Consider the following 22,162-nt stretch of genomic DNA (forward strand, 5'->3'; position numbering starts at 1 on the left):
CGCGTCTTCGCGTCTTCGCGTGAACCCCTTTCAATACCCGCATCGCAGGCGAACGCGCCATGCTCGTCCTGATCGGCATCGTCATCATCATCGCGGGCTTTCTGTTCCGCTTCAATCCGCTGCTCGTCATCATGGCCTCGGCGCTCGCCACAGGCCTCGCCGCGGGGCTCGACATCGCGGCGATCATCGCCGCCTTCGGCAAGGCGTTCAACGACACGCGCTATGTCTCGATCATCTGGATCGTCCTTCCCGTGATCGGCCTGCTCGAGGCTTATGGCCTGCAACAGCACGCCCGCAACATCATCGGCCGCATGCGCGGCGCGACTCTCGGCCGCCTGCTGACCGGCTATCTGTTCCTGCGTCAGGCCTTTGCCGCGGTCGGCCTCACCTCGGTCGCGGGCCATGCCCAGACCGTCAGACCGCTCGTCGCGCCGATGGCCGAGGCGGCCGCAGAGGCGCAGAACCCGACGCTAACCGACAGCCAGCGCGAGGAGGTCAAGGCCTATGCGGCGGCGACCGACAATGTCGGCGTCTTCTTCGGCGAGGATATTTTTCTCGCCTTCGGTTCGATCCTGCTGATGCGGGGCATCCTCGAAGGCTATGGTTACGAGATCGAGCCGCTCCACCTCTCGCTCTGGGCCATCCCCACGGCGATCAGCGCCTTCCTGATCCACGGCTTCCGTCTCCGGCGCCTCGACCGAAGGATTCGCAAGGGCGGAGAGGGCGGCGCATGATCACCCTCGGCCATGTCTATCTGATCGCAGGCATCGTCTTTGCGCTCTTCGCGCTGCTCGGCCTTTACGACCGCAGCAATCCCAAACGCTTCGGCAACGCCGCCTTCTGGGGGCTGGTCGCAACATCGATGATCGCTGGGGATTATCTTGGCGATTTCGGCAACGGCCTGCTCGTCCTCGCGCTCGTCGCGATTGCCGGGGCCGGCCAGATCGGCCGCGCACCCGGCGGCGAGGTTCCCGTCGAGGTGCAGGTCGAGCGCGCCGCGAAATATGGCAATTTCCTCCTCCTCGTCGCGCTCATCATTCCGGTCGTCGCGCTCGTCGGGACCTTTCTCTTCAAGGAGATTCCCGGCCTGGCCGACCCCAAGCAGGCGACGCTGATCTCGCTCGCACTCGGCGTGCTGATCGCGCTCGGCGTCGGCATAGCGCGATTGAAACCGCCGCCACTGCTGCCGCTGCAACAGGGTCGTCGCCTGCTCGATTCGGTGGGATGGGCCGCGATTCTGCCACAGATGCTCGCCAGCCTCGGCGCGGTCTTCGCGCTCGCGGGGGTCGGCGACGTCGTCGGCGGCCTGATCGGTACCGCGATCCCGCAGGGCAGCCTGTTCGGCGCGGTGCTCGCCTTTGGGCTCGGCATGGCGCTCTTTACGATGGTGATGGGCAACGCCTTCGCCGCCTTCCCCGTGATGCTCGCCGCGGTCGGCATGCCCTTGCTCGTCAAGCAGCACGGCGGCGATCCCGCGGTGATCGCAGCGATCGGCATGCTCGCGGGCTTCTGCGGCACGCTGATGACCCCGATGGCGGCGAACTTCAACCTCGTCCCCGCGGCCTTGCTCGAACTCAAAAATCCTTATGGGGTGATCAAGGCGCAGATCGGCACCGCCGTCCCGTTGCTCGCGGTGAACATCCTCTTCATCTACCTCTTTGCATTCTAGGCACCCCATGCAGCTCACCCCCGACCACGCCACCCGCTTCGCGACCGCCACCCTCTCGCACCTCGGCCGCGAATATCCGTACAAGATGGACCTCGTCCTGAACGGACCCGAGGACGCCAGGCCCCCGCGCGAGCATCATCCGATCTTCCACGGCAGCTTCGACTGGCACAGCTGCGTCCACGGCTGGTGGCAGATCCTCCGCCTCGCGCGCCGCTTCCCCGATCTGCGCGTCGCCGCCGACATTCGCGCCCGCGCCGATGCCATGCTCGTGCCGGACAAGGTCGCGGTCGAACTGGCCTTCCTCTCGCGCCCCTATTCCGCTGGGTTCGAGCGCCCCTATGGCTGGGCCTGGCTTCTCGCGCTCCATGCCGAGGCCGAACGGCACGACGCGCCGTGGGCGGACGCGCTCGAACCGCTTACCTCCGCGTTCGCCGCACGCTTCCATGCCTTCCTGCCCAAGATGACCTATCCGCTGCGCGTCGGCACCCATTTCAACATCAGCTTCGCGCTGCTCCTCGCGCGCGATTGGGCCGAAACGCGCGACCCCGCGCTTGTCACCCTGATCGACGCCAGCGCGCGCCGGTGGTTCGGCGCCGATCGCGACTGTCAGGCCTGGGAACCCGGCAGCGACGAATTTCTTTCCTCGGCGCTCACCGAAGCGCATCTGATGGCGGTCGTCCTCGGCAAGGATTTCACCGGCTGGTTCGACGCCTTCCTTCCCCGCGCGGCGAGCGAGCAGCCCGCGACGCTCTTCACCCCAGCCACCGTGTCCGACCGCAGCGACGGCAAGATCGCGCATCTCGACGGCCTTAACCTCAGCCGCGCCTGGTGCTGGCGCGCGATCGGCGCGGCTCTTGGCACGGCCCACCTTGTCACGCCCGTCGCAGCCGCGGCCACCCAGCGCCACCTCGATGCCGCGCTCCCGCATGTCACCGGCGATTATATGGGCGAACATTGGCTTGCCAGCTTCGCTTTGCTCGCGCTCGACGGTCTTTGAATCGCCGCCCCGATTGACAACCTCCCCCCTCGCGGCGACAGACGGGAAAGGGGGAGAAGGATTGCCATGAAGACGCTGCGCCCGACATCGTTCGACGTCGCCGAACGCGCCGGAGTCTCGCAATCGACCGTGTCGCGCGCGCTCAGGAACAGCCCCGGCGTCAACGCCGAAACCCGCGCCCGCGTCTCGACCGCCGCGCGCGAGCTCGGCTATGTCGTCGACCGCCACGCCTCGTCGCTGCGGCTCAAGAGCAGCGAGACGCTTGCGCTCGTCACCATCTGCCGCCCCGGCGAAGACCGCAGCGCGATCAACCCATTCTATTTCGCGCTGCTCGGCAGCATCGCCGCGGCGACCTCGGCGCGCGGCTTCAACCTGCTCGTTTCGTTCCAGGAAAGCCCCGACAATTTTCGCGCCGATTTCGTCGCCAGCGGCCTCGCCGACGCGATGATCGTGATCGGCACGACCAGCAATCGCGACGCCTGGGATTATTTCGCCGCGGCGCAAAGTTCGGGGCTCGACTTCGTCTGCTGGGGCAGCCCCGGCGATCCCTTCCACTGGATGCGCAGCGACAATGACACCGGCGGCCGCCTCGCCGCCGCGCATCTCGTCGCCACCGGCCGCAAGCGCATCGTTTTCGTCGGCCCTCAGCGCTCGCCGCAGCGCCAGTTCGACGAGCGCCGCGACGGCTTTGTCGAAGCCCTGGCAGCGCACGGCGTGACGCCCGTCATCGTCGAGCCGCCCGCCGCGACCGACCGCCATGCGCAGGGGGTCGCCGCCGTCGCCGACCTGCTCGCCGCGCATCCCGACACCGACGCGATCTTCGCCGCCAGCGACATGCTCGCACTCGGCGTGCTGCAGGGCCTCAAGGACGCCGGGCGCCGCGTGCCCGAGGATGTCGCGCTGATTGGCTTCGACGGCATTCGCGCCGGAACGCTCGCCGACCCGGCGCTCACCTCGGTCGAACCCGATCTCGACGCCGCAGGCGAAGCGCTCGTCGCGATGGCGCTCGAGGATGACGAGTTCACGCGCAGCGGCACGCGCATCCCGGTGCATCTGGTCGCGCGCGGCACCGCTTAACTTCCGCCAACCTATTGGAATCCCGACGCGATGGCTCCGCGATCGCGGCGCGTATCTTTTGTGCATTGCACACTAACTATAGATATAATAATATAGCATAGTATTATCGCTTCAAAGGACTCTCCCATGCGCATCATGATTCTTGCCTCGCTCGCCCTGATCGCCGCTACGCCTGCGATGGCGTATGAGACCGGCGCCGCCGCGCTCGAGCGCGCGCCCAAGGAAGGCGAAGTGCTGCGCGACGGCAGCGCGCGGATCGTCGGCAAGGTGACGAAGGTTCAGGCCTCGGGCGCCGTGCTCGCAATCGTCAACGGCCAGGCCATCCGCATCCCCGCCGAAACGCTGAGCATCGTCGACGGCAAGCTGGTCACCACGCTGACCAAGACCGAAGCGCTCAAGCTGAAATAACCGGGCGCGATCCCGGCGGCTCTCCCTGCTTCAATCGGGATCGCAGCGCGTTTCCTCCGCATCCTCGCCCAGATTGGCGATGATGCGGTCGAGCATTGCGTGAAAGCTCGCCTGCTCGGCCGCGGCAAAGCCAGCCAGCGCCTCGACTTCTTCGCTTTCCCCAATCCGCGACAGCTCGCCGATCACCGGGTCGATCGCGACGGTGAGCCAGATGCGGTGCGCGCGCCGGTCGGCAGGGTCGGGCCGCCGCTCGACCCAACCAGCCTCGACCAGCTTGTCGATCGAGCGGCCGACCGTCACCTCGCCCACTTCCAGCAACGCGGCGATCTCGCGCTGGGTCGCGCCCGGCCGGCGGCGCACGCACGCGATGGTCTGCCACTGCGCGCGGGTCAGCCCCAGCCCCTGGGCGCGCTGGTCGAAGCGCAGCCGCAACAGGCGCGACAGCTTCATCACCTTGATCCCCAGCGCCTTGTCGTCGTCGACCTTCTTCACCGCGGCTTCCTCCCTCATTCGGCGACTCTTGCCGACAAGGCGGCGCGGCGCAAGAGGCGGCCAGCGCAGCACATCGCACGCCTATCCGTCTCAATTCTGGACAAAAATCCTCGCGGCGCCGATTCATTTTTGTAACGGCGAGGTTAAATCTTGTTAAGAGAGGTCGACCGCGATCGATTCGTGGACCGTATCCAAAGGGGTAGAAAATGCGTCTGATTTCCGTACTCGCGGCTTGCGCCGCCATTGCCGTCGCCGCACCGGCATCGGCGACCGAAGTCTTTTCCGACGGTTTCGAAGGCGACGCGCCGGGCATCGGCCTGACCACGCTGACCAACTGGGTCATCACCTCGGGCAACAATCCGACGGGCGGCACGGTCGATATCGTCGGCGCCGTCAATCCCTATGGCATCACGGTGACCAGCCCTGCTTCGGGCAATGTGCTCGACCTCGATGGCACCCCCGGACCGGCAGCGATCTATTCGAAGCTGGCTTACAACTTCAACGCCGGCGATCTGGTCACCTTCTCCTACGACGTTGGCGGCAGCCAGCGCGACGCGGCGTCCGACGTCTTCGTTGCGGGCATGTTCGTGGATCCGGCACTGGTCGGGCTCTTTTCGGGCACGGGCTTCACCTCGTCGCCAGGCATTCTCAACAACAATCAGCTTTCGGGTAGCCTGTTGCTGAACGGCCTCGGTACCCCGTTCACCACCTCGTCGATCAGCTTCCGGGCGCTCGGCGCGGGCAGCCTCAAGATGGCCTTCTACACGACCAGCGGCGACAATGTCGGCCCGCTCGTCGACAATGTCCGTCTCGACATTGCCGCTGTGCCGGAGCCTGCGACCTGGGCGCTGATGCTGTTCGGTTTTGCTTTCGTAGGCGGCGCCATGCGCTCGCGCCGGAAGCCGCATCTGGCCGCGCGTTACGCCTGATCCGGCGACCGGACGAAAAAGCGCCGCTGGCCCAACCCGGCCGGCGGCGTTTTTGCATGTGCGGGTGAACGGGTCGCGCCGTCCCGAACCGGCTGACCGCAACGCCCGCGTCACAGCTTGTCCCAGCCGTGCGGTAATCGCCGCGTCGGTTTCTTCGGATGTCGGCCGCCGCGCTTCAGCAGCAGCCCCAGCAGCGAGTCCGACGGCACGATCCGCCGCTCGACCTCCTTGCCGCCGCGCAAGATCACCATCTCGCGCCCCTCGACCGCGCGCTCATAAGCAACCACCTCCAACCCGCATAGCGCGCGCGATCGATCGAACTCCGGCTGACCCCCGCGACCTGCGCCGCGGTCCACCCGTCCGACCGCACACAAATCCCTGGCATGAAGCGATTGGCACGCCCCTGTTTCCCCTCCCGCAAGCGGGAGGGGTAGCGAGACTTGCCAGCTCGCTGGTCAGTCGCAGCGGCGTGGGCCTGATCACCCCCGCCATTCTCGGCGGAATTCCCCCGCGAACCCTGCACCACCTTACCCGCCATAACCCCACCCCCGAAACACTTTGGAATGAATCTAGATTATTTAGAACCTATTTGGATAATGTAGGCAAGGAAAAAAAGGCGCTATTGTCATCCTTATCGTCACCCCGGATTTGATCCGGGATCCATTCCACCGGCAGCGCATGCATCCCGGCCAAGTCCGGCGTGACGAAGTTTGGAAAGGCGGCGTGTTTCCTCTGCGTCTCCGCGTCTCCGCGCCAACCAACCTCCCCCACCCCCTTGCATTTCCCCGCCCCCGGCGTAAGGCGGCGGCAACATAAACCGCGCGTGCGACTCCCGTTGGCCCCGCTCTCCCGCTCCGCCTTCGGACAGTCTTTCCCCGCCGCGCCAACATGGGGACTGCAATCCTATGACGACCACGGGCAACGACACGCTGGGCACCCGTTCGACGCTGAGCGTCGGCGGCAAGAATTACGCTTATTATTCGCTCGACAAGGCCGCAGCAAAGCTGGGCGATGTGTCGCGGTTGCCGTTCAGCATGAAGGTGCTGCTCGAAAACCTGCTGCGCTTCGAGGATGACGGTTTCACCGTGTCGACCGCCGACATCCAGGCGCTGGTCGACTGGCAGAAGGACCCGCATTCGAACCAGGAAATCCAGTATCGCCCGGCGCGCGTGCTGCTCCAGGATTTCACCGGCGTTCCGTGCGTCGTCGATCTCGCCGCGATGCGCGATGCGATCGCCAAGCTCGGCGGCGACACGACCAAGATCAACCCGCTCGTCCCCGTCCACCTCGTCATCGATCACTCGGTCATGGTCGACGAATTCGGGCACCCCAAGGCGTTCGAGCAGAATGTCGAGATCGAATATTATCGCAACGGCGAACGCTATGACTTCCTGAAATGGGGGTCGAAGTCGCTGTCGAACTTCAAGGCGGTGCCTCCGGGCACCGGCATCTGTCACCAGGTCAATCTCGAGCATATCGCGCAGGCGGTGTGGTCGAGCGACGATGCGTCGGGTGAGACCGTCGCCTATCCCGACACCTGCGTCGGCACCGACAGCCATACGACGATGATCAACGGGCTGGGCGTGCTCGGCTGGGGCGTCGGCGGGATCGAGGCCGAGGCCGCGATGCTTGGCCAGCCCGTGTCGATGCTGATCCCCGAAGTCGTCGGGTTCAAATTCACCGGCAAGCTGAAGGAAGGCGTCACGGCGACCGACCTGGTGCTCACCGCGACGCAGATGCTGCGCGCCAAGGGCGTCGTCGGCCGCTTCGTCGAATATTTCGGCCCAGGCCTCGCCTCGCTGTCGCTCGCAGACCGCGCGACGCTCGCCAATATGGCGCCCGAATATGGCGCGACGTGCGGCTTCTTCGGCGTCGACGACAAGACGCTCGACTATATGCGCCTGACCGGGCGCAGCGACGAGACTATCGCGCTGGTCGAAGCCTATGCCAAGGCGCAGGGGCTGTGGATCGTCGAGGGCGCGGCGGACCCGATCTTCACCGACACGCTCGACCTCGACCTGTCGACCGTCGTGCCGTCGCTGGCGGGGCCGAAGCGTCCGCAGGACCGCGTCTCGCTCCCCGATGTCGACGATGTGTTCAACGCCGACATGGTCAACACCTATAAGAAGGCGCAGACGCGCGTGCCGGTCGAGGGCAAGGATTTCGACATCGGCGACGGCGACGTCACCATCGCCGCGATCACCAGCTGCACCAACACCTCGAACCCCGGCGTGCTCGTCGCCGCGGGGCTCGTCGCGAAGAAGGCCGACGCCTTCGGGCTGAAGCCCAAGCCGTGGGTCAAGACCTCGCTCGCACCGGGGTCGCAGGTCGTGACCGACTATCTGGTCAAGGCCGGGCTGCAAAAGCACCTCGACAATATCGGCTTCAACCTCGTCGGCTATGGCTGCACGACGTGCATCGGCAATTCGGGTCCGCTCGCCGAGCCGATCAGCAAGGCGATCAACGAAAACGGCCTCGTCGCCGCGGCGGTGATTTCGGGCAACCGCAACTTCGAAGGCCGCGTGTCGCCCGACGTGCGCGCGAACTTCCTCGCCTCGCCGCCGCTCGTCGTCGCCTATGCGCTGAAGGGCACGGTGATCGAGGATTTCACCACCACCCCCATCGGCCAGGACCAGCAGGGCAAGGACGTGTTCCTCGCCGACATCTGGCCGACCAACCTTGAAGTGGCCGAGGCCGTTGCCGGCGCGGTCGACCGCGAGATGTTCGTCGCGCGCTACGCCCATGTCTACAAGGGCGACGAGCATTGGCAGAAGATCGAGGTCGAAGGCAGCGACACCTATCAGTGGCGCGCCGGATCGACCTATGTCGCGAACCCGCCGTATTTCGAGGGCATGACGATGACCCCGGCGCCGGTGTCGGACATCGTCGGCGCCAAGCCGCTCGCGATCCTCGGCGACAGCATCACGACCGACCACATCAGCCCCGCCGGTTCGATCAAGGCGGACTCGCCAGCCGGTAAATGGCTGATGGAACATCAGGTCAGCAAGGCCGACTTCAACAGCTACGGCGCCCGCCGCGGCCACCACGACGTCATGATGCGCGGGACCTTCGCGAATATTCGCATCAAAAACGAAATGGTCCCCGGCATCGAAGGCGGTATGTCGCGCTATGGCAGCGAGGTCATGGCTATCTATGACGCCGCGATGCGCCACAAGGCGGACGGCACCCCGCTGGTCGTGATCGCGGGCAAGGAATATGGCACCGGCTCGTCGCGCGACTGGGCGGCGAAGGGCACCAACCTGCTCGGCGTCCGCGCAGTGATCGTCGAAAGCTTCGAGCGTATCCACCGTTCGAACCTCGTCGGCATGGGCGTGCTGCCGCTGCAGTTCCAGGGCAGCGACACGCGCGAGACGCTCGGCCTGACGGGCGACGATGTCTTCACCATCACTGGCGTCGCGGATCTGAAGCCGCGCCAGACGGTGACGGTGAATGTCACCCGCGCCGACGGATCGGCCTTCAGCTTCGACACGCTCTGCCGCATCGATACGGCGAACGAGGTCGAATATTATATGAACGGCGGCATCCTGCATTATGTGCTGCGCAAGCTCGCGGCCTGACGGCAGCGGGACATTCAAACGTCGAAGGCGCCCGCCCCCTTGCCGGGGCGGGCGTTTTCATTGGGAGGGAAAGCCATGAGCGCCGCGATCATCGTCATCGAAATCATCGGCTGGGCGGCGGCGGTGCTGATCCTCGCGGCCTATGTGCTGCTCTCGCTCGGCAAGCTGAAAGCGCGCGGCTATGTCTATCAGTGGATGAACGTCGTCGGCGCGGCCGGCTTCGTGATCAACTCGGGCTATAATGGCGCGATTCCGTCGGCGGTGCTCAACGTGGTCTGGGCCGGAATCGGCCTGTTCACGATCAGCATCGTCTGGCGCGCCCGAAAGGCTCCACCCGCCGCCAACTAGCGCTTTGCAGCCTGTGCATTCCAGTCGGCGACCTTGGCCCGCGTCGCGGCAAGCATCGCGTCGAGCGCCGCGCGATCGTGCACCGCCCCACGCATCACCACCGCATCGATCGCGCGCGTCGCGGCGATATCGTCGAGCGGATTGTCGCGCAGCAGCACCAGATCGGCGGCCATGCCGGGCTTGATCGCGCCATAGCGATCGAGCCGGCCGAACCACGCCGGTCCCGCGCGCGTCGCCGAAGCCAGCGCCTGCGCAGGCGTCAGCCCCTTTTCCACGAACAGCTCGATCTCGTCGTGCAGCCCGAAACCCGGATAGTTGAAGCTGTTGAGGAACCCCGCATCGGTCCCGGCCATGATCGGCACGCCCGCCTCGGCGAGCATCGGCAGAATCGTCGCGACGTCCTCGATCTGCTTGTGCCGCGCCGCAATCGCCGCGGCATCGGCCTTCGCCGCGCGCTCGATGCGCCAGTCATAGGTCTTGCGCAATTTCGGTCCGATATAAGCCAGTCCCTCGTCCTGCGAATGGTCGTCGCGATCGAGATAGGCGAGAATGCGGCTGCCATTCAGCGTCGGCGTCACCGAAACGCCTTTCGCAGCAAAGCGCCGATAGGCCGCCATCGCGGTATCGCGGTCGAATCCCGCATCGAGCCGCCGGTTCGCCTCGGCACGGTCGATGCGCCCCGCGGCGAAATCGGCGGCAATCGCTGCCTCGTCCTTCGCGCCGGCATTATAGGCATAGTCGAGATGCTCGATCGAACTGATCCCCGCATCGACCGCCTGGTCGACGGTCAGCGCCATCGGGATATGCCCCGACGTCCGGATCCCCAGCGCCCTTGCCTGTCGCAGCGCATGGAGGAACAGGTCGGGCTTGAGCGTATTGTCGGTGATCTTGACGAAATCGACCTTGTCGCGCTGCGAAAGGCGCGCGAGCGCGGCGTCGACATCGGCGGCGCTGCCCACCTCGATCGTCCCTTCCCAGACCGGCGCGATCCCCTCGATCTTGGCGCCCGATGTCAGCAGTTGCGGGCCGAACAGGCGGCCGCTCGCAATCTCTGCGCGCCACGCCAGAACCTGATCGGCCAGGTCGCCCGAACAATCGCGGATCGTCGTGATCCCGTTCGCGACGTACAGCGGCAACAGCGCCTTGTTTTCGTCGATCAGGTCGGCCCCGCCGCCGAAATGAACATGCATGTCCCACAGGCCGGGGATGAGGTAGCGCCCCCGCCCCTCGATCGTTCGCCTCGCGCGCCAGTCCCTCGCGATCGCCGCGTCGGCGCCGACCGCGACGATATCGGCGCCATTGAGCACGACCGCCTGCCCGCCGACCGTCGTGGCGCCCTCGACATCGACGACCGTGACATGACGAATGACGACGTCGCCGTGCTTCTGCGCGGCGAACGCCGGCGCGGCAGAGGCAAGGATAGCGGGGGCAAGGAGCGCGGCGGCAAGGAGCGCGGCGGCAAGGCGCGCCGAAGCAAAGGCAGCAATCAGGCGTTTCATGAGGAAACCGCGTCGAGGGGTTGCGTACATTCTCACCGTATCTGCACCATGGTTCCAAAGTTCAGTGAAGTTCAGCCCTATGGCGCTTCCTTCTGTCACCGCCTTTGGGGTGAGACCGCCAAGGCGAGTGGCACGTACAGCGGGTGAGCTTCAGTCTGACTGGAGCACAGCGCGATATTGTAGGAAAGCGATTTTTCCAGGGTGACGCGCGGCGGATTGAGGCGGGAATTCGTGGGCCGCGACATTATACCTGTCGCCGCGATTTCTAGCTGTGCCGCAGGCGCGCGACCACGCACGGGGGGAGGCAGGCAGAGAGGCGACGGAGGCGGCGTCGCGAGGGGGCTAAAGCAGCGCAATTTTGTAGAACAACGGCGTTCCCGCTCTAATTGGCGATGCTTTCATTTGTCCCGCAATTCGGGGGATTCGCAGCGCATGAATTACGTTAAACGAGAGACTCTCGGGAAAGGTCCGAACGAATGCCGACGCCAGCATCGGTCAGGCGTCTCGCCAATTCGACGCGGCCATTCGCGCCGTTTTCCAAGACAAATTTTGTCTCCGTTGCGGTGAGAATTGTTAGAGGTATCATCAAGGCTTTGGCGCCTGAACCGAGGTCAACATCCATTGGCCGGTCAGGGATGGTCACATTGATGAGCGCCCCTAGGGATTTGCGTTCAGTAAGCCACGTGTCGGGAACACCTTCTGGTTCGGGAAATTCGATTGATAGCAAGCCTAGCCGCTCAACCTGTGTCTCTATCCCTCCCGCATGTGCGACATATGCAGCGAAGTCGGGAATCAGGGAGAAGGCCCAATGTCTTTTGATTTGATCAAAATCGGCGTGGGCCAAATCCGGGACTTCTATATATACCTCGGTGCCAAATCCGGGTTTCTCACTATTCGTGTCCACAAACAGGTCGGTCAGGCCATCTGAGGCGATGATAAAGCTATGTGCGGTGCGTATGACGCGGTAGGCTTGTCGGGTGGTCGGCCAAGCCGGCTTGCCAAGAAACTCCGGGCTAATGATGTATGCGATAACGGCTTCGTCCAAAGTGCCGATCGAACGCCAATGGCGTTCACGCGCTTCAAAGAATTGCTGATATCGGGGGTCATCAACAGCGACAGTTTCGGTGGCGACCTTCGATCGGTGGTCCGGGAGCGTCGTCTCCTCCATATCGCCACCATCGGAAATTTTGCTTAACAGCTTCTTTTTCCAACTCATTCGGCGTCCTTTGCATAGACGACTCAGCTCAAAACGCCGAGATTTCAGGGAGTATGAGACCCAATCCGATATATCGCCGGTCTTCCGATCGGACGATCGCGGGGCCAGGCGATTTTGCCCGACCCCGCGTAAGCGACGCGGCATCGGCGACAAGCGATCCCGCCGCCACGACATTGCCCGAGAGCGTCAGTGCGCCGCGGCTCGACAGCGCAAGATCGCCGCTTTCGCCCAATGTTCCGTCGCGGCGAAGCCCGGCGACAATCGTTCCGGTTCCGGCGACCTCTCCGGTCACGATCGACACATTGCCGGTGCCGGCGATCAGCCCGGACGCATCGACGCCCGCCGCCGTGATCGCGACAGTAGCGTCGGCAAAGAGCGATCCCGAGACCGACAGGCGGTCGCTGGTCGAAATTTCGGCCACGCCAGCGCTGATGACGCGGCCGCCGATCGTGACATGCCCGTCGGCCGCCAGCGAGATGCCTTGATCGAGACTGGCGAGCGTGCCTGAAACATTGACCCCGAGCCCTGCTTCGGTCCCCACCAGCCGGATCGAGCGCGCATACATGCCGCCGAGGGCGGCGACGTCGAGCGCGACCGCCGGCGCCGCGGCCGCTCCGCCGCCGCGCGCGGTGACGACGATATCGCCGCCAGCAATGCTCGCCTCGCCCGCACCATAGGCGGTGTCGATCCGGTCGGCCCACACGCCCGCGTTGACGTCGATCGCCCGGGCGAACAGCGCGAGCCGCGCACCCGACGCATCGAGGCCCGGGCCGCCGATCGAGAGTGCGCCATTGCCCGGATCGACGCGATAGCCCGTGATCCCGCCCGTTCCGTCGATCGTCGCGCGCCCGGCGACCATCGTCACCCCGGGCGCGTTGATAAAGCCGCAGCCGTTGCAGCTGATGCCATAAGGGTTGGCGATCACGATGTCGGCGCCCGCGCCTGCCACTTCGAGATAACCGCCAAGCATCGACCGGTTCGCTCCGGTCACCTCGTTCAGGATGATCCGCGCCGGACCGCTGGCCTTGAGGTTGCCGTTCGCATCGACATAGCCGGCGAGCTGGGTCGTCACGATCGAACCGCTGTTGTTGAGGATGAGCCCGCGCGCATCGAGGTTGAAGTCGGTATAAAGATTGCGGCTCACCCCCGACGCACTCGGCGCCGCGATCTTCACGACCGGCGTTCCGTTCGGCGCCATGTCCATCCTGGGCGCCCCCGCACCCGATTGCGCCGGGTCGATGGTCAGGGCGGCTTGCTGGGCCTGCACCGGGGCGACGACGAGCGCCGCGATCAAGGCGGCATGAACAAGGCGCGATCCGGGCCCGAACGCCTTGGGTATCGACGACAGCGCGGTGCCACCAAGAGCGCGGGACAGAATATCGGCTCGCGCGCTCGTCGCCATGTCTAGATGCTCCATCCTGCAGAAACGCCAAGGTGCGGCCGACGCGAGGCGCCCGCCGTTCCAGAAACCGGGATCGCGACGAACGCGTCGGCTCGCAGCCCATGCCATTGTGCCCGCAACCCCGCGCCGAGGCCGGTCAGCATGTCGCTGCCGCCCTTCACGCGGCCGACGTCGAAGAGGAGAAAGGGCTGCAGATGTTCGCCGACCTTGCCGGCCAGTTCCTGCCGCAGATACCAGCCCGAACGCCCGATTTCGGCCCGGTCGCTTTCAAAGCCCCGCACGGTGAAGGGGCCGCCGACCGAGACGCTGTCCGAGCCGTAAAGCCGGTCACCGCTGACCTGGCCGCGAAACGCGAGCCGCCAGCCCTTCACGATCGGGTGCGAAAGGGGAACCTCGGCGGCGATGTCGGCGGTCAGGATATCGTAGCGCGAGGTCGGCAGCGCGGCGGGACGACCGCGTTCGTCCTGCGCGCCGAACAGGCCGATCCCCATGCGCCATCCGATCTGGCTGTCGAGCCGGATTCGGCCAAGCATGCGCCGATCGACAAGCGCGATCGTCAGATCGGTCACGTCCTGTCGCTGAATGCCGATCTCGACATCCTCGATATAGTTGCGCCCCCATCGCCGCGCGAGGCTCGCCTGGAGATCGGTCTTGCTCGTCTGGTCGCGCTGCAACGTCCGGCTGGCAAAGGCCGTCACGACGCGCTGGCGGCCGAGGGTATCGAAGCTTGCGACCTCTCCCGCGACCGCCTGGCTGTAGCGGTTCGACGATCCCGAGGCGCCAAAGGTCCACCAGCCAAGCGGCAGGGACAGGCTGGCGCCGAGACCGCGGCTGTCGGCAGGCAATCCCGGAGAATCGACGCGGCGGTTGTACGAAGCGGAGATGATCTCGTTGGCGCCCAGCAGATCGAGCGCGGCAAGCTGTGCACTGCCCTGCCAGCGGCCGACCGTCTGGCCCGCATGATTGTCGAGCGACAACGACAGGGCAAAGGGCCTGCCGCCCTTGCGCGTCACCGCGACGATGCTCTCACCGATACCCTCGCCGGGGACGATTTCGGCCGCGACATCGCGTCCGGGAACACGCCGCATCTGTTCGATGCCCTGTTCGAGCGCGCGGAGCGACGCGATGTCGCCGCGGTCGACCGGGGATGCGACCGACCAGCCAAATGCCCTGTCCGCGCCGTTGGTCCGCACCGCGCTGACCATTCCCGGTATGACCTCGACCACCAAGGTGCCGGTCGACATATCCTGCTCGGGCAGCCCGGCGCGGGTCGTGATCAGGCCGCGGTCGAGAAACGCGGCCTGCAGGCCGCGCAGCAGATGATCGAGGCCCTTCGCACCGAGGCACCGCCCGCGATACGCCCGCAGAGCATTCGGAACCCAGCGCAACCGGCTGTGCGTAGCGCCGTTGACGACAATGGTGCGGATGGGAAAGCAGGGCGCTTCGCCGTCGGGGATCGGCCCCATCGCCGGCGCCCGCGGCCCCGCGTCGCCGACGATCTCCCCCGCCTGCCTCGAGGACCGCTCGGCCGCCGCCCGCTCCGCCTCGCGGCGCGCCTGATCGACATCGATCGGCGATACAGTTTGCGCCGCCGCGGCGTATACAAAAATTGAAGTATTAAAAAATATTAATAGTGTTATTAATATGTATTTGTTTCCGAATCGCATGGATAATATTGATAGACATCAATATCATGTGGCGCAAGTTCGGTCGATTTGTCCGTTGTTCGCGTCATCCGGTCACCGGGTGTCATGCGGTCATGGCCGCGGCCGCATCGCCGGGGATCGTGTCATGGCGCGGCGAGCGCAAAGGGGGCCGTGCAACATGGCCCCGGCCCGTATGGAGAGACCAGCCGACGCCGCTGCCGGCCAGCCTGCCTGGCCTGACGCACCGCTTGCAACAATAAGGATTGCCGAATGGGCGGCGGCCTTGTTTTCGATACGAGGCGGCTTTGGCAAGGGCCAACAATGTCCCGAAATCTGGTGGTGGACGCAGTCGCGTGCGAACCGGTCTCCATGACGCCGATCCGTGTTATCCCCCCGATAAACACGGATAATCGGAAGAAAAACACGGAACCGCCCTTATCACCTCCTCGAAACCACAGTTTTGCGGGCCTTCAGCCGAGTTCTCCCTAATTCGAAGAACAGGGAAAACCTGGGAGGCAATCACCGAACGCAATTGGTGAAGCACGGTCGTGATCCGATATCGCGACGAGGGGCTTGCGCTTGTCAGATCCCGTGGCACTATAAGAACACATCGACCTGAACGGTGCGGCGTTGAGACGCTGCAGACGAAGACCCCCAGTTCCCGGGGTCAGGTCCTGGCACTCCGACCGGAGGCAGGACCGAGCTCACCAGCCACCCGCCTCCGCCGGACTTTTGACCGGAGGGACCGATGACGACGAGGGACTTATTCAAATCCAACAAACTCAAGAAACAGCTGCAAGCTGAGACCGCGAAGAGGCGTTCCAGGAATCAGGCTGACACGCAGATTGTGGCGGCGCTGTACGGACCGGCTCGCAATGATCTGCAACCGGCGATGCTGACCGTGTCGCGGCCAATCAATTCGCTGAACCCGGGCCCTAACCGGACCCGAGAGACTACCGCACAGCTTCTTGAAAGCACGACACGATCGGTCAGCAAATTCGGGATTGTTCTTCCAATCCTGATCGACAAACAGAACACAATCGTCGCGGGCCACACATTGTGGGAAGCCGCGAAGGGCCTCGGCCTGGAGACAATTGAATGCCGGGTAGTCGAGCATCTCGATTCCGTCGAGCTAGAGGCCCTAAGCCTTGCACTCAATCGCATCGGCGAGATCGGAAAATATGATCTCGAGAAACTCCGCGACCGGATGATCGCGATCGAGTCACACGGGATCGAGCTGATCTCGACAGGATTTACGTTGCCCGAGATCGGGCAGATCAAAGTGAAACCCCTCATCGAAGGGACCGAACAAGAAGATGGCGATGGCGCCCCCGTCGCCGCTCCGATCAGCCGGATCGGTGACTTATTCCATCTTGGTCGGCACAAGCTGCTCTGCGGAGACGCCCTCGCCGCGTCGTCGTATCTGCGCCTTCTTGGCGACGAGCGGGCTAGCGCGGTGTTCAGCGACCCTCCGTATAACTGCAAGATCGAGGGGTTCGTCAGCGGGCTGGGGAAGCATAAGCACGAAGACTTCGTGATGTTTGCCGGTCAGGAGAGCGTGGAGGAATTCCGGCAGTTCCTGACGACCTATCTTGGTCACTGTCGCGACTTCTGTAGTGCGGGCGCCGTGATCTTTGCCTGCATGGACTGGCGCCAAATCGAAATCTTGCTCGACGCCGGACGCGCGTCGGACCTCCATCGGATTAATATGGCGATATGGAACAAGGGGTCGGGGGGTATGGGCGGCCTCTATCGCTCTGCCCATGAATTGGTGGCAGTCTTTTGCACTGCGAAGTCCCCAGCTACCAACAATGTCGCCCTTGGGGTCCACGGTCGCGATCGCACCAATGTGTGGACCTATCCCGGCGCCAATCGCACAGGATCGTCGGCCGGCAAGGCACTGGCTGATCACCCCACGCCGAAGCCAGTCGAGCTTGTCGTCGATGCACTGCTCGATGTTACCCACCCCGGCGACGTCGTGATTGATCCCTTCATTGGGTCGGGGACGACGATCATCGCGGGCGAGCAATGCGACCGCCTCATCCGCGGGATCGAGCTCGATTCCAAATATGTCGATCGGACGATCTGGCGCTGGGAGAAGCTGACGGGCGAAGATGCCATCCACGTCGAGAGCGGTCTGACCTTTGCCGAGCTTGCAGCCGCGCGCGGCGAAATCGAAGGGGGCAGCGACGATGAGTAAGAAGGACGATCCGAAGAAGCCTTCCAAATGGGGCAAAGGGAAAACGGACCCCGATTCCTGGTGGCAGAAGGGCGGTCCGTCGCCGAACCCCAAGGGCCGCCCGAAAGGTTCGAAGAGCCAGAAAACGCTCTACAAGGAGGCGTTCGAGAAGAAGATTACCGTCACGATGGACGGCGAACACAAGACGATGACCAAGAAAGAGCTTGGATATCATCAACTCGCGCAAAAGGCGGCCGCCGGAGACCTGAAGGCTTTCGCCATGCAGAAGGATCTCGACGAGAAATTCGATCCGCCAGAGGTCGCACCTCCAACACCGGATGAGGTCGCCGCCGACCTGGCAACCTTCGAGGCGTGGCTAGAACTCCGCGAGAGGATGCAGGTCTTCAAGAAGCCGGAGGTCGAGGATGAGTGATCCAGTCGAGCTCCGCAACATCGTCGATGGTCTCTGCCGGCAAGACTTCCGGTCGTTCGCTATCCGGGCGTTCCCGGTGGTTGAACCCAAGATGCTCGACCCGGCCCGTCACATCGACATCATCTGTTGCCTGATCCAGAAAATCTTCGAGGGCATCGTGTCGCGGGCGCTGGTCTGTATTCCCCCGCGGTATCTCAAGACCTACCTGATCTCGATTGCCTATACGGCCTGGCTGCTTGGCAAGAACCCGGCAGCGCGCATCATCTGCGTATCTTACGGCGCGCAGCTGACCGAAAAGTTCAGTGCCGACACGCTGCGGCTAATGAGGTCGCCTTGGTACCGGCGCATATTCCCCGGCACTATACTCGATCCCAAGAAGCAGAGCCTGACTGAGATCGGAACAACAGCTGGCGGCTATCGCTTCGCTACCTCAATCGGCGCGACGCTGACCGGCCGCGGCGCCGATATCATCATCATCGACGATCCCCTCAAAGCCAATGAAGCGCACTCGCCGACGGCGCGCGAGAATTGCATCGAATGGTTCAATTCAACAGTGCACACGCGGTTCGATGATCCCAAGAAGGGCAAGATCATCGTCGTTGCGCAGCGCCTCCACGCCGAGGATTTACCGGGACATCTCATCGAGACGGGCGGATGGGATACGCTCATCTTGCCCGCGATCAATCCCAAAGATCAAAAATACCCCATCGTAGCCGGCGGCCTTTGGGCGCTATTTCGAACGGGCCGCATATTGCAGCCAGCCCGTCACGACGAGAAATATCTGGCTCAGCTGAAGAAGGAAATGGGCGAGCATGATTTCGAGGCCCAGTTCAACCAGTGCCCTATCCCGCCGGGCGGTGCCATCTTCAAGAACAGCTGGGTCAGGCGGTACGACAAGCGGCCCGGGCCCGAGAAGGTCGAAGCGGTCATCCAGAGCTGGGACACAGCTTATGAAGGCGATGGGACCAATTCCTACACCGTGTGCACCACTTGGGCGAAATGCCCGGACGGCTATTATCTCCTCGATGTCTGGCGTGATCGCCCAGCCTTCTCCGCCCTGCTGAAGCAGGTCTACGCGCTCAAGCAGCAGTGGAAGGCGAAGCTCGTCATCGTCGAGCGAAAAGCGAGCGGTATCAGCCTGATTGAGGAAATCAACAAAGGTGATCCGAAGCTCTGGCTCGTGCATCGAACTCCTGAAAAGGGTAAGATCGAACGCGCCCAGCAACAGACAGTCAAGGTTGAGCAGGGTCAAATGTGGCTGCCGGTGGAAGCCGACTGGCTTCCAGCCTACGAGGCTGAGCTGTTTCAGTTCCCGCACGCCAAGTTCGACGATCAGGTAGACTCGACCGTCCAACTGCTTTCAGCATCCGATTTCGAAAACTTTCATCAGCGGCTCAAGTATCTGAGCTAGCAATCGAGCGCGTCAGCGCGTTTCGAAAGCACCCAACACGATGTTGGCGGGATCAAGCACGAGACCGCATTGGATGTCGGCGATCAGCGCGGACACCTCATTTTTGACCTCTCGCGGGTTACGGATCGTCGGCGTTGACGGATAGTCATAGAGAGCGCTCAGGAAATAAGGTGCCTTGGGCGCCGCCACGAATGCGAGCTGGAGCGCCGGCTTCAGCCGCATGGCGTCCTGCGGCGACATCGCTATGCTGCCCGCGATATTGCTGTCACCTTGCGCCGCCGGGAACAGCGCGTCGTTCCCATATTCGGCTTTGGCTTCGAATATGCCGCGCGTGCGTCGGAACACCTTTGATACCACCGTCTTGGCGCCGTAAGAATTCGATGCCTCGTAGGTCCCTGTGACCTTTTCATCTTCCTCAACGACGGCGTCGATATTCAGATAGCCAGCATCCATCACACCGCGGTACGGCGCGCCAGGACCGAAGAGCGCGTCGCTGTTAAACCCGAGATTGCGGAACGCATAGGAAACGATGTTCAACCGTTGCGCATCGGCGTCATAAACCAGATGCTTCCGATCCTCGGGGGCTTTCTTGACAATCAACGCGGTACCAAGCTTGGCGATCGCAGCGCCTTTGCGCGCATTATATTGGTCAGTCGATTCAAACTCGCTTTTCGGACCAATGGCCGCGAACGGGGCCATGATGTCGTCGATGTCGCGGGGGGAGACTGTCTGTCCAACGTAACTGGCACAGGATTGCGCAGCAGAGAGTTGGGGCGTTAATGCCGCACCAGCCATTAGCATCCATCCAAACTTCATATTGCCTCCCATCACGCATTAAACGTCGACGACTTGTCGACGATCAGTGAAGTGACTGATGCTTCCGGAGGCTTTGAAGTCAACTCTAATGTGACTGATCGTCTGTAGATCAATCAGTCACATGAGGCTCTTTACTCGCGCGTGGATATACGCGTTCGCCTTGGCAGAAATGTACGCAGTCTCAGAGAAGAGAGAGGCTGGAGCCAGGAAGATTATGCCGACCGTGCCGACATCCATCGCACCTATGTGAGTGACATCGAGCGGGGGCGGCGTAACCCGACGATTACGGTCGTCGAGAAATTGGCTCTGCCCTTCGGAGTGACCTCGGGCCAGCTGCTCGACGGAGTTTAGACTGCGTCAGTTATCGTCTGGCGGGCCGCGTCAGCCGATCAAAATCTCCGGCGCGACGCCATCGACGTCTACCAGATCATCGGCAACGACGCTTCGCATAATCCTCACGCGCTTTTCGATGTTATCAACCGGCATCCGATGAAGATCGATATTGCATCGTAGCCCAGATCCGGCGGAGAGAGAAGCCGCCAGTTTTCTCGCAGCAGCGTGCCCTTCTCGTCGATTGCCAGCAGGGGCGGCAGAGTTTTTTGCATAATTTGCGAAATTCAATAATGCGTTCACCCGGTACGGCGCACCGGCAATTTCGACCACCGCATAGCCGTGAGCTTCCATCTGACTTTCAGCCCGCGCCCCATGTCGCAGCTTCAGCGCGGCAAATCCAGCCGCTCCGAAACTCCAATTCGGGTGTGGAGGGGTCAATCAAGGGCTTAGAACTATCGAGGTCCACGTAGGCGCATCTCTGCGCTAGCAAAAAGCCCGGAGCATTCGCGAGCGTAGAGCCCCCCAAACAACCCACCATGAGACGGATCCCACGCGCGCGCAGCGCGTCCGCGCATTGAACCGCCGCACTGAGCCCGCCGCATTTGTCGAGCTTGATGTTGGCAAAACTGTAAAAGTCTCCGATTGAATCAATATCCTCGATCGAGGCAAAGCTTGGTATCTCGGCCTAGCCAGTCAAGCCCAAACCGATCTACGCTGAGCCAAATGCGGCCGGCAGAGGGCGGGCATTGGCCATGAAAAACTTCACGCAAAAACCCTGCGGCCAGACCGTCATCCAGAGATTTCGCGTGGCTGGCGCACGCACCGCGATGATCGGTAGGGTACAACGGTCGTCGAGTAGCGGCTCGCCGACAATGCCGTATCTGTTGCAGGCCGCCGAAGCCAAGCGGCGGCGGGCGCACCGTTCGCGCCCTCACCTGTCTGAAGATGGTGGCGCATCGGTTTCCCGCGCGACCGGAAGGTGCCATCCCCGGCGGATTGCCAGCATCCGTAAACAGAAGCAGACCAGTCCTCCGCCGAGCGCGGTGGCAACGATGGGAAAATGAAGCAAGCTGCCGCCCACGACAACCGCGGCGCCGGCCAATGCCGCCACGGCATAGAGGTCCGAACGAAGCACGGCTGGTATTTCAGCGAGCAGCACGTCGCGCGCGACGCCGCCGCCAATGCCGGTCAACATCCCCAGCAGCGCCGCCATTACCGGACTCAATCCGAAAGCCAGCGCCTTCTCCGCTCCCGCGACGGCGAACAGAGCCAGCCCAACGGCGTCAAGCATGCGTACGGGGTTACGCAGCCCCTCGATCAACGATGACCAGAAAAAGCACAGCAAGCCCGCCACGAGCGATACCGCGAGATAACGCCAGTCCTCCAGGGCAGCGGGCGGCACCGCACCGATCAGCAGGTCGCGGGCAATCCCGCCGGAGGTGGAGGCTGCGAAGGACAGGACGAGGACCCCGAAAATGTCCAGCCGCCGCCTGATTCCGGCCATTGCGCCGCTGAGCGCAAAAGCGAACGTCCCGCAAAGGTCGAGAATGAGCACAAGTGTGTGCAAAAGTTCAGCGGTTGCGTGCGCTTCAAGCATCGGCGATCGCCTTTAATCACGAGGAGGGAATATCCGTCCACCAAACACCTAGCTCGGTGCCACTGTAAAGCGCGCAGGTGCTCGGACATCAGACCGGTGCGCAGCTTCGAGCAAGCGCAGTCTATGTTCGCG

At 63.4% G+C, this 22,162-nt stretch carries 21 protein-coding genes; 12 read left to right on the top strand and 9 right to left on the bottom strand.

What is annotated here, in order from left to right; genetic code table 11:
• Positions 1 to 59: 59 nt before the first annotated feature.
• The 5 genes from ACO055_RS08925 to ACO055_RS08945 all read left to right on the top strand — a co-directional run bounded on the left by ACO055_RS08925 (position 60) and on the right by ACO055_RS08945 (position 4,151).
• Complete coding sequence (locus ACO055_RS08925; RefSeq protein ID WP_422062235.1) at positions 60 to 734, top strand: DUF969 domain-containing protein; 675 nt, start codon at positions 60 to 62, stop codon at positions 732 to 734.
• Positions 731 to 1,669 carry a DUF979 domain-containing protein gene (locus tag ACO055_RS08930; RefSeq protein WP_422062236.1) on the top strand — a complete coding sequence of 313 codons (939 nt, stop codon included), beginning with the start codon at positions 731 to 733 and terminating at the stop codon, positions 1,667 to 1,669. Before ACO055_RS08925 ends, ACO055_RS08930 begins: the two co-directional genes overlap by 4 nt.
• 7 nt (positions 1,670 to 1,676) lie before the next feature.
• Complete coding sequence (locus ACO055_RS08935) at positions 1,677 to 2,666, top strand: DUF2891 domain-containing protein (protein WP_422062237.1); 990 nt, start codon at positions 1,677 to 1,679, stop codon at positions 2,664 to 2,666.
• Between the two features lie 66 nt (positions 2,667 to 2,732).
• Positions 2,733 to 3,743, top strand: coding sequence for a LacI family DNA-binding transcriptional regulator (locus ACO055_RS08940; protein WP_422062238.1), 1,011 nt, complete (start codon positions 2,733 to 2,735; stop codon positions 3,741 to 3,743).
• A 126-nt stretch (positions 3,744 to 3,869) separates the two neighbouring features.
• On the top strand, positions 3,870 to 4,151 hold the full coding sequence (locus ACO055_RS08945; RefSeq protein WP_422062239.1) for a hypothetical protein: 282 nt from the start codon (positions 3,870 to 3,872) through the stop codon (positions 4,149 to 4,151).
• Between the two features lie 30 nt (positions 4,152 to 4,181).
• On the opposite strand, the gene ACO055_RS08950 is transcribed toward ACO055_RS08945, so the two are convergent.
• Positions 4,182 to 4,661, bottom strand: a complete 480-nt coding sequence (locus tag ACO055_RS08950; protein WP_422062240.1) for a MarR family winged helix-turn-helix transcriptional regulator — start codon at positions 4,659 to 4,661, stop codon at positions 4,182 to 4,184.
• Positions 4,662 to 4,849: 188 nt separating this feature from the next.
• Between ACO055_RS08950 and ACO055_RS08955 the strand changes: the two genes are divergently transcribed.
• On the top strand, positions 4,850 to 5,572 hold the full coding sequence (locus tag ACO055_RS08955; protein WP_422062241.1) for a PEPxxWA-CTERM sorting domain-containing protein: 723 nt from the start codon (positions 4,850 to 4,852) through the stop codon (positions 5,570 to 5,572).
• A 110-nt stretch (positions 5,573 to 5,682) separates the two neighbouring features.
• Here the strand turns inward: ACO055_RS08955 and ACO055_RS08960 are convergent, their stop codons facing one another.
• Positions 5,683 to 5,865, bottom strand: a complete 183-nt coding sequence (locus ACO055_RS08960; RefSeq protein WP_422062242.1) for a hypothetical protein — start codon at positions 5,863 to 5,865, stop codon at positions 5,683 to 5,685.
• Positions 5,866 to 6,477: 612 nt separating this feature from the next.
• On the opposite strand from ACO055_RS08960, the gene acnA reads away from it, so the two are divergent.
• Together acnA and ACO055_RS08970 are read left to right on the top strand one after the other, a co-directional pair.
• Positions 6,478 to 9,150 carry an aconitate hydratase AcnA gene (gene acnA / locus ACO055_RS08965; RefSeq protein ID WP_422062243.1) on the top strand — a complete coding sequence of 891 codons (2,673 nt, stop codon included), beginning with the start codon at positions 6,478 to 6,480 and terminating at the stop codon, positions 9,148 to 9,150.
• 75 nt (positions 9,151 to 9,225) lie between these two features.
• The gene (locus ACO055_RS08970; RefSeq protein ID WP_422062244.1) at positions 9,226 to 9,498 is read left to right on the top strand and encodes a CBU_0592 family membrane protein; all 273 of its coding nucleotides are present in this window, start codon (positions 9,226 to 9,228) and stop codon (positions 9,496 to 9,498) included.
• Here ACO055_RS08970 and ACO055_RS08975 read toward each other — a convergent pair.
• From ACO055_RS08975 to ACO055_RS08990, 4 genes are all read right to left on the bottom strand, one after another.
• Entirely contained in the window at positions 9,495 to 10,997 is a 1,503-nt protein-coding gene (locus ACO055_RS08975) for an amidohydrolase family protein (protein WP_422062245.1), read from the bottom strand. The two genes, ACO055_RS08970 and ACO055_RS08975, sit on opposite strands and share 4 nt — an antisense overlap.
• Before the next feature lie 442 nt (positions 10,998 to 11,439).
• Positions 11,440 to 12,213 carry a hypothetical protein gene (locus ACO055_RS08980; protein ID WP_422062246.1) on the bottom strand — a complete coding sequence of 258 codons (774 nt, stop codon included), beginning with the start codon at positions 12,211 to 12,213 and terminating at the stop codon, positions 11,440 to 11,442.
• Positions 12,214 to 12,241: 28 nt separating this feature from the next.
• On the bottom strand, positions 12,242 to 13,615 hold the full coding sequence (locus tag ACO055_RS08985; protein ID WP_422062247.1) for a filamentous hemagglutinin N-terminal domain-containing protein: 1,374 nt from the start codon (positions 13,613 to 13,615) through the stop codon (positions 12,242 to 12,244).
• Positions 13,616 to 13,617: 2 nt separating this feature from the next.
• Complete coding sequence (locus ACO055_RS08990) at positions 13,618 to 15,081, bottom strand: ShlB/FhaC/HecB family hemolysin secretion/activation protein (RefSeq protein WP_422062248.1); 1,464 nt, start codon at positions 15,079 to 15,081, stop codon at positions 13,618 to 13,620.
• 928 nt (positions 15,082 to 16,009) lie between these two features.
• Here ACO055_RS08990 and ACO055_RS08995 point away from each other — a divergent pair.
• The 3 genes from ACO055_RS08995 to terL are packed head-to-tail and all read left to right on the top strand — an operon-like array spanning position 16,010 to position 19,284.
• Positions 16,010 to 17,461: a DNA modification methylase gene (locus ACO055_RS08995; RefSeq protein WP_422062249.1), complete on the top strand. Its 1,452-nt coding sequence runs from the start codon at positions 16,010 to 16,012 to the stop codon at positions 17,459 to 17,461.
• Complete coding sequence (locus tag ACO055_RS09000) at positions 17,454 to 17,873, top strand: DUF5681 domain-containing protein (RefSeq protein WP_422062250.1); 420 nt, start codon at positions 17,454 to 17,456, stop codon at positions 17,871 to 17,873. The genes ACO055_RS08995 and ACO055_RS09000 overlap by 8 nt, the downstream gene beginning before the upstream one ends.
• Entirely contained in the window at positions 17,866 to 19,284 is a 1,419-nt protein-coding gene (gene terL, locus ACO055_RS09005) for a phage terminase large subunit (RefSeq protein ID WP_422062251.1), read from the top strand. Before ACO055_RS09000 ends, terL begins: the two co-directional genes overlap by 8 nt.
• 12 nt (positions 19,285 to 19,296) lie before the next feature.
• Here terL and ACO055_RS09010 read toward each other — a convergent pair whose 3' ends face one another.
• Complete coding sequence (locus ACO055_RS09010; RefSeq protein WP_422062252.1) at positions 19,297 to 20,100, bottom strand: hypothetical protein; 804 nt, start codon at positions 20,098 to 20,100, stop codon at positions 19,297 to 19,299.
• 141 nt (positions 20,101 to 20,241) lie between these two features.
• Between ACO055_RS09010 and ACO055_RS09015 the strand changes: the two genes are divergently transcribed.
• Positions 20,242 to 20,451: a helix-turn-helix domain-containing protein gene (locus ACO055_RS09015; RefSeq protein WP_422062253.1), complete on the top strand. Its 210-nt coding sequence runs from the start codon at positions 20,242 to 20,244 to the stop codon at positions 20,449 to 20,451.
• A 30-nt stretch (positions 20,452 to 20,481) separates the two neighbouring features.
• On the opposite strand, the gene ACO055_RS09020 is transcribed toward ACO055_RS09015, so the two are convergent.
• Together ACO055_RS09020 and ACO055_RS09025 are read right to left on the bottom strand one after the other, a co-directional pair.
• A complete protein-coding gene (locus ACO055_RS09020) occupies positions 20,482 to 20,784 on the bottom strand; it encodes a hypothetical protein (protein WP_422062254.1) in 303 nt (100 codons plus the stop codon).
• Positions 20,785 to 21,364: 580 nt separating this feature from the next.
• Positions 21,365 to 22,030, bottom strand: coding sequence for a trimeric intracellular cation channel family protein (locus tag ACO055_RS09025; protein WP_422062255.1), 666 nt, complete (start codon positions 22,028 to 22,030; stop codon positions 21,365 to 21,367).
• Between the last annotated feature and the right edge of the window lie 132 nt (positions 22,031 to 22,162).

It is taken from the genome of Sphingopyxis sp., assembly GCF_965227415.1.
GTDB lineage: Bacteria > Pseudomonadota > Alphaproteobacteria > Sphingomonadales > Sphingomonadaceae > Sphingopyxis.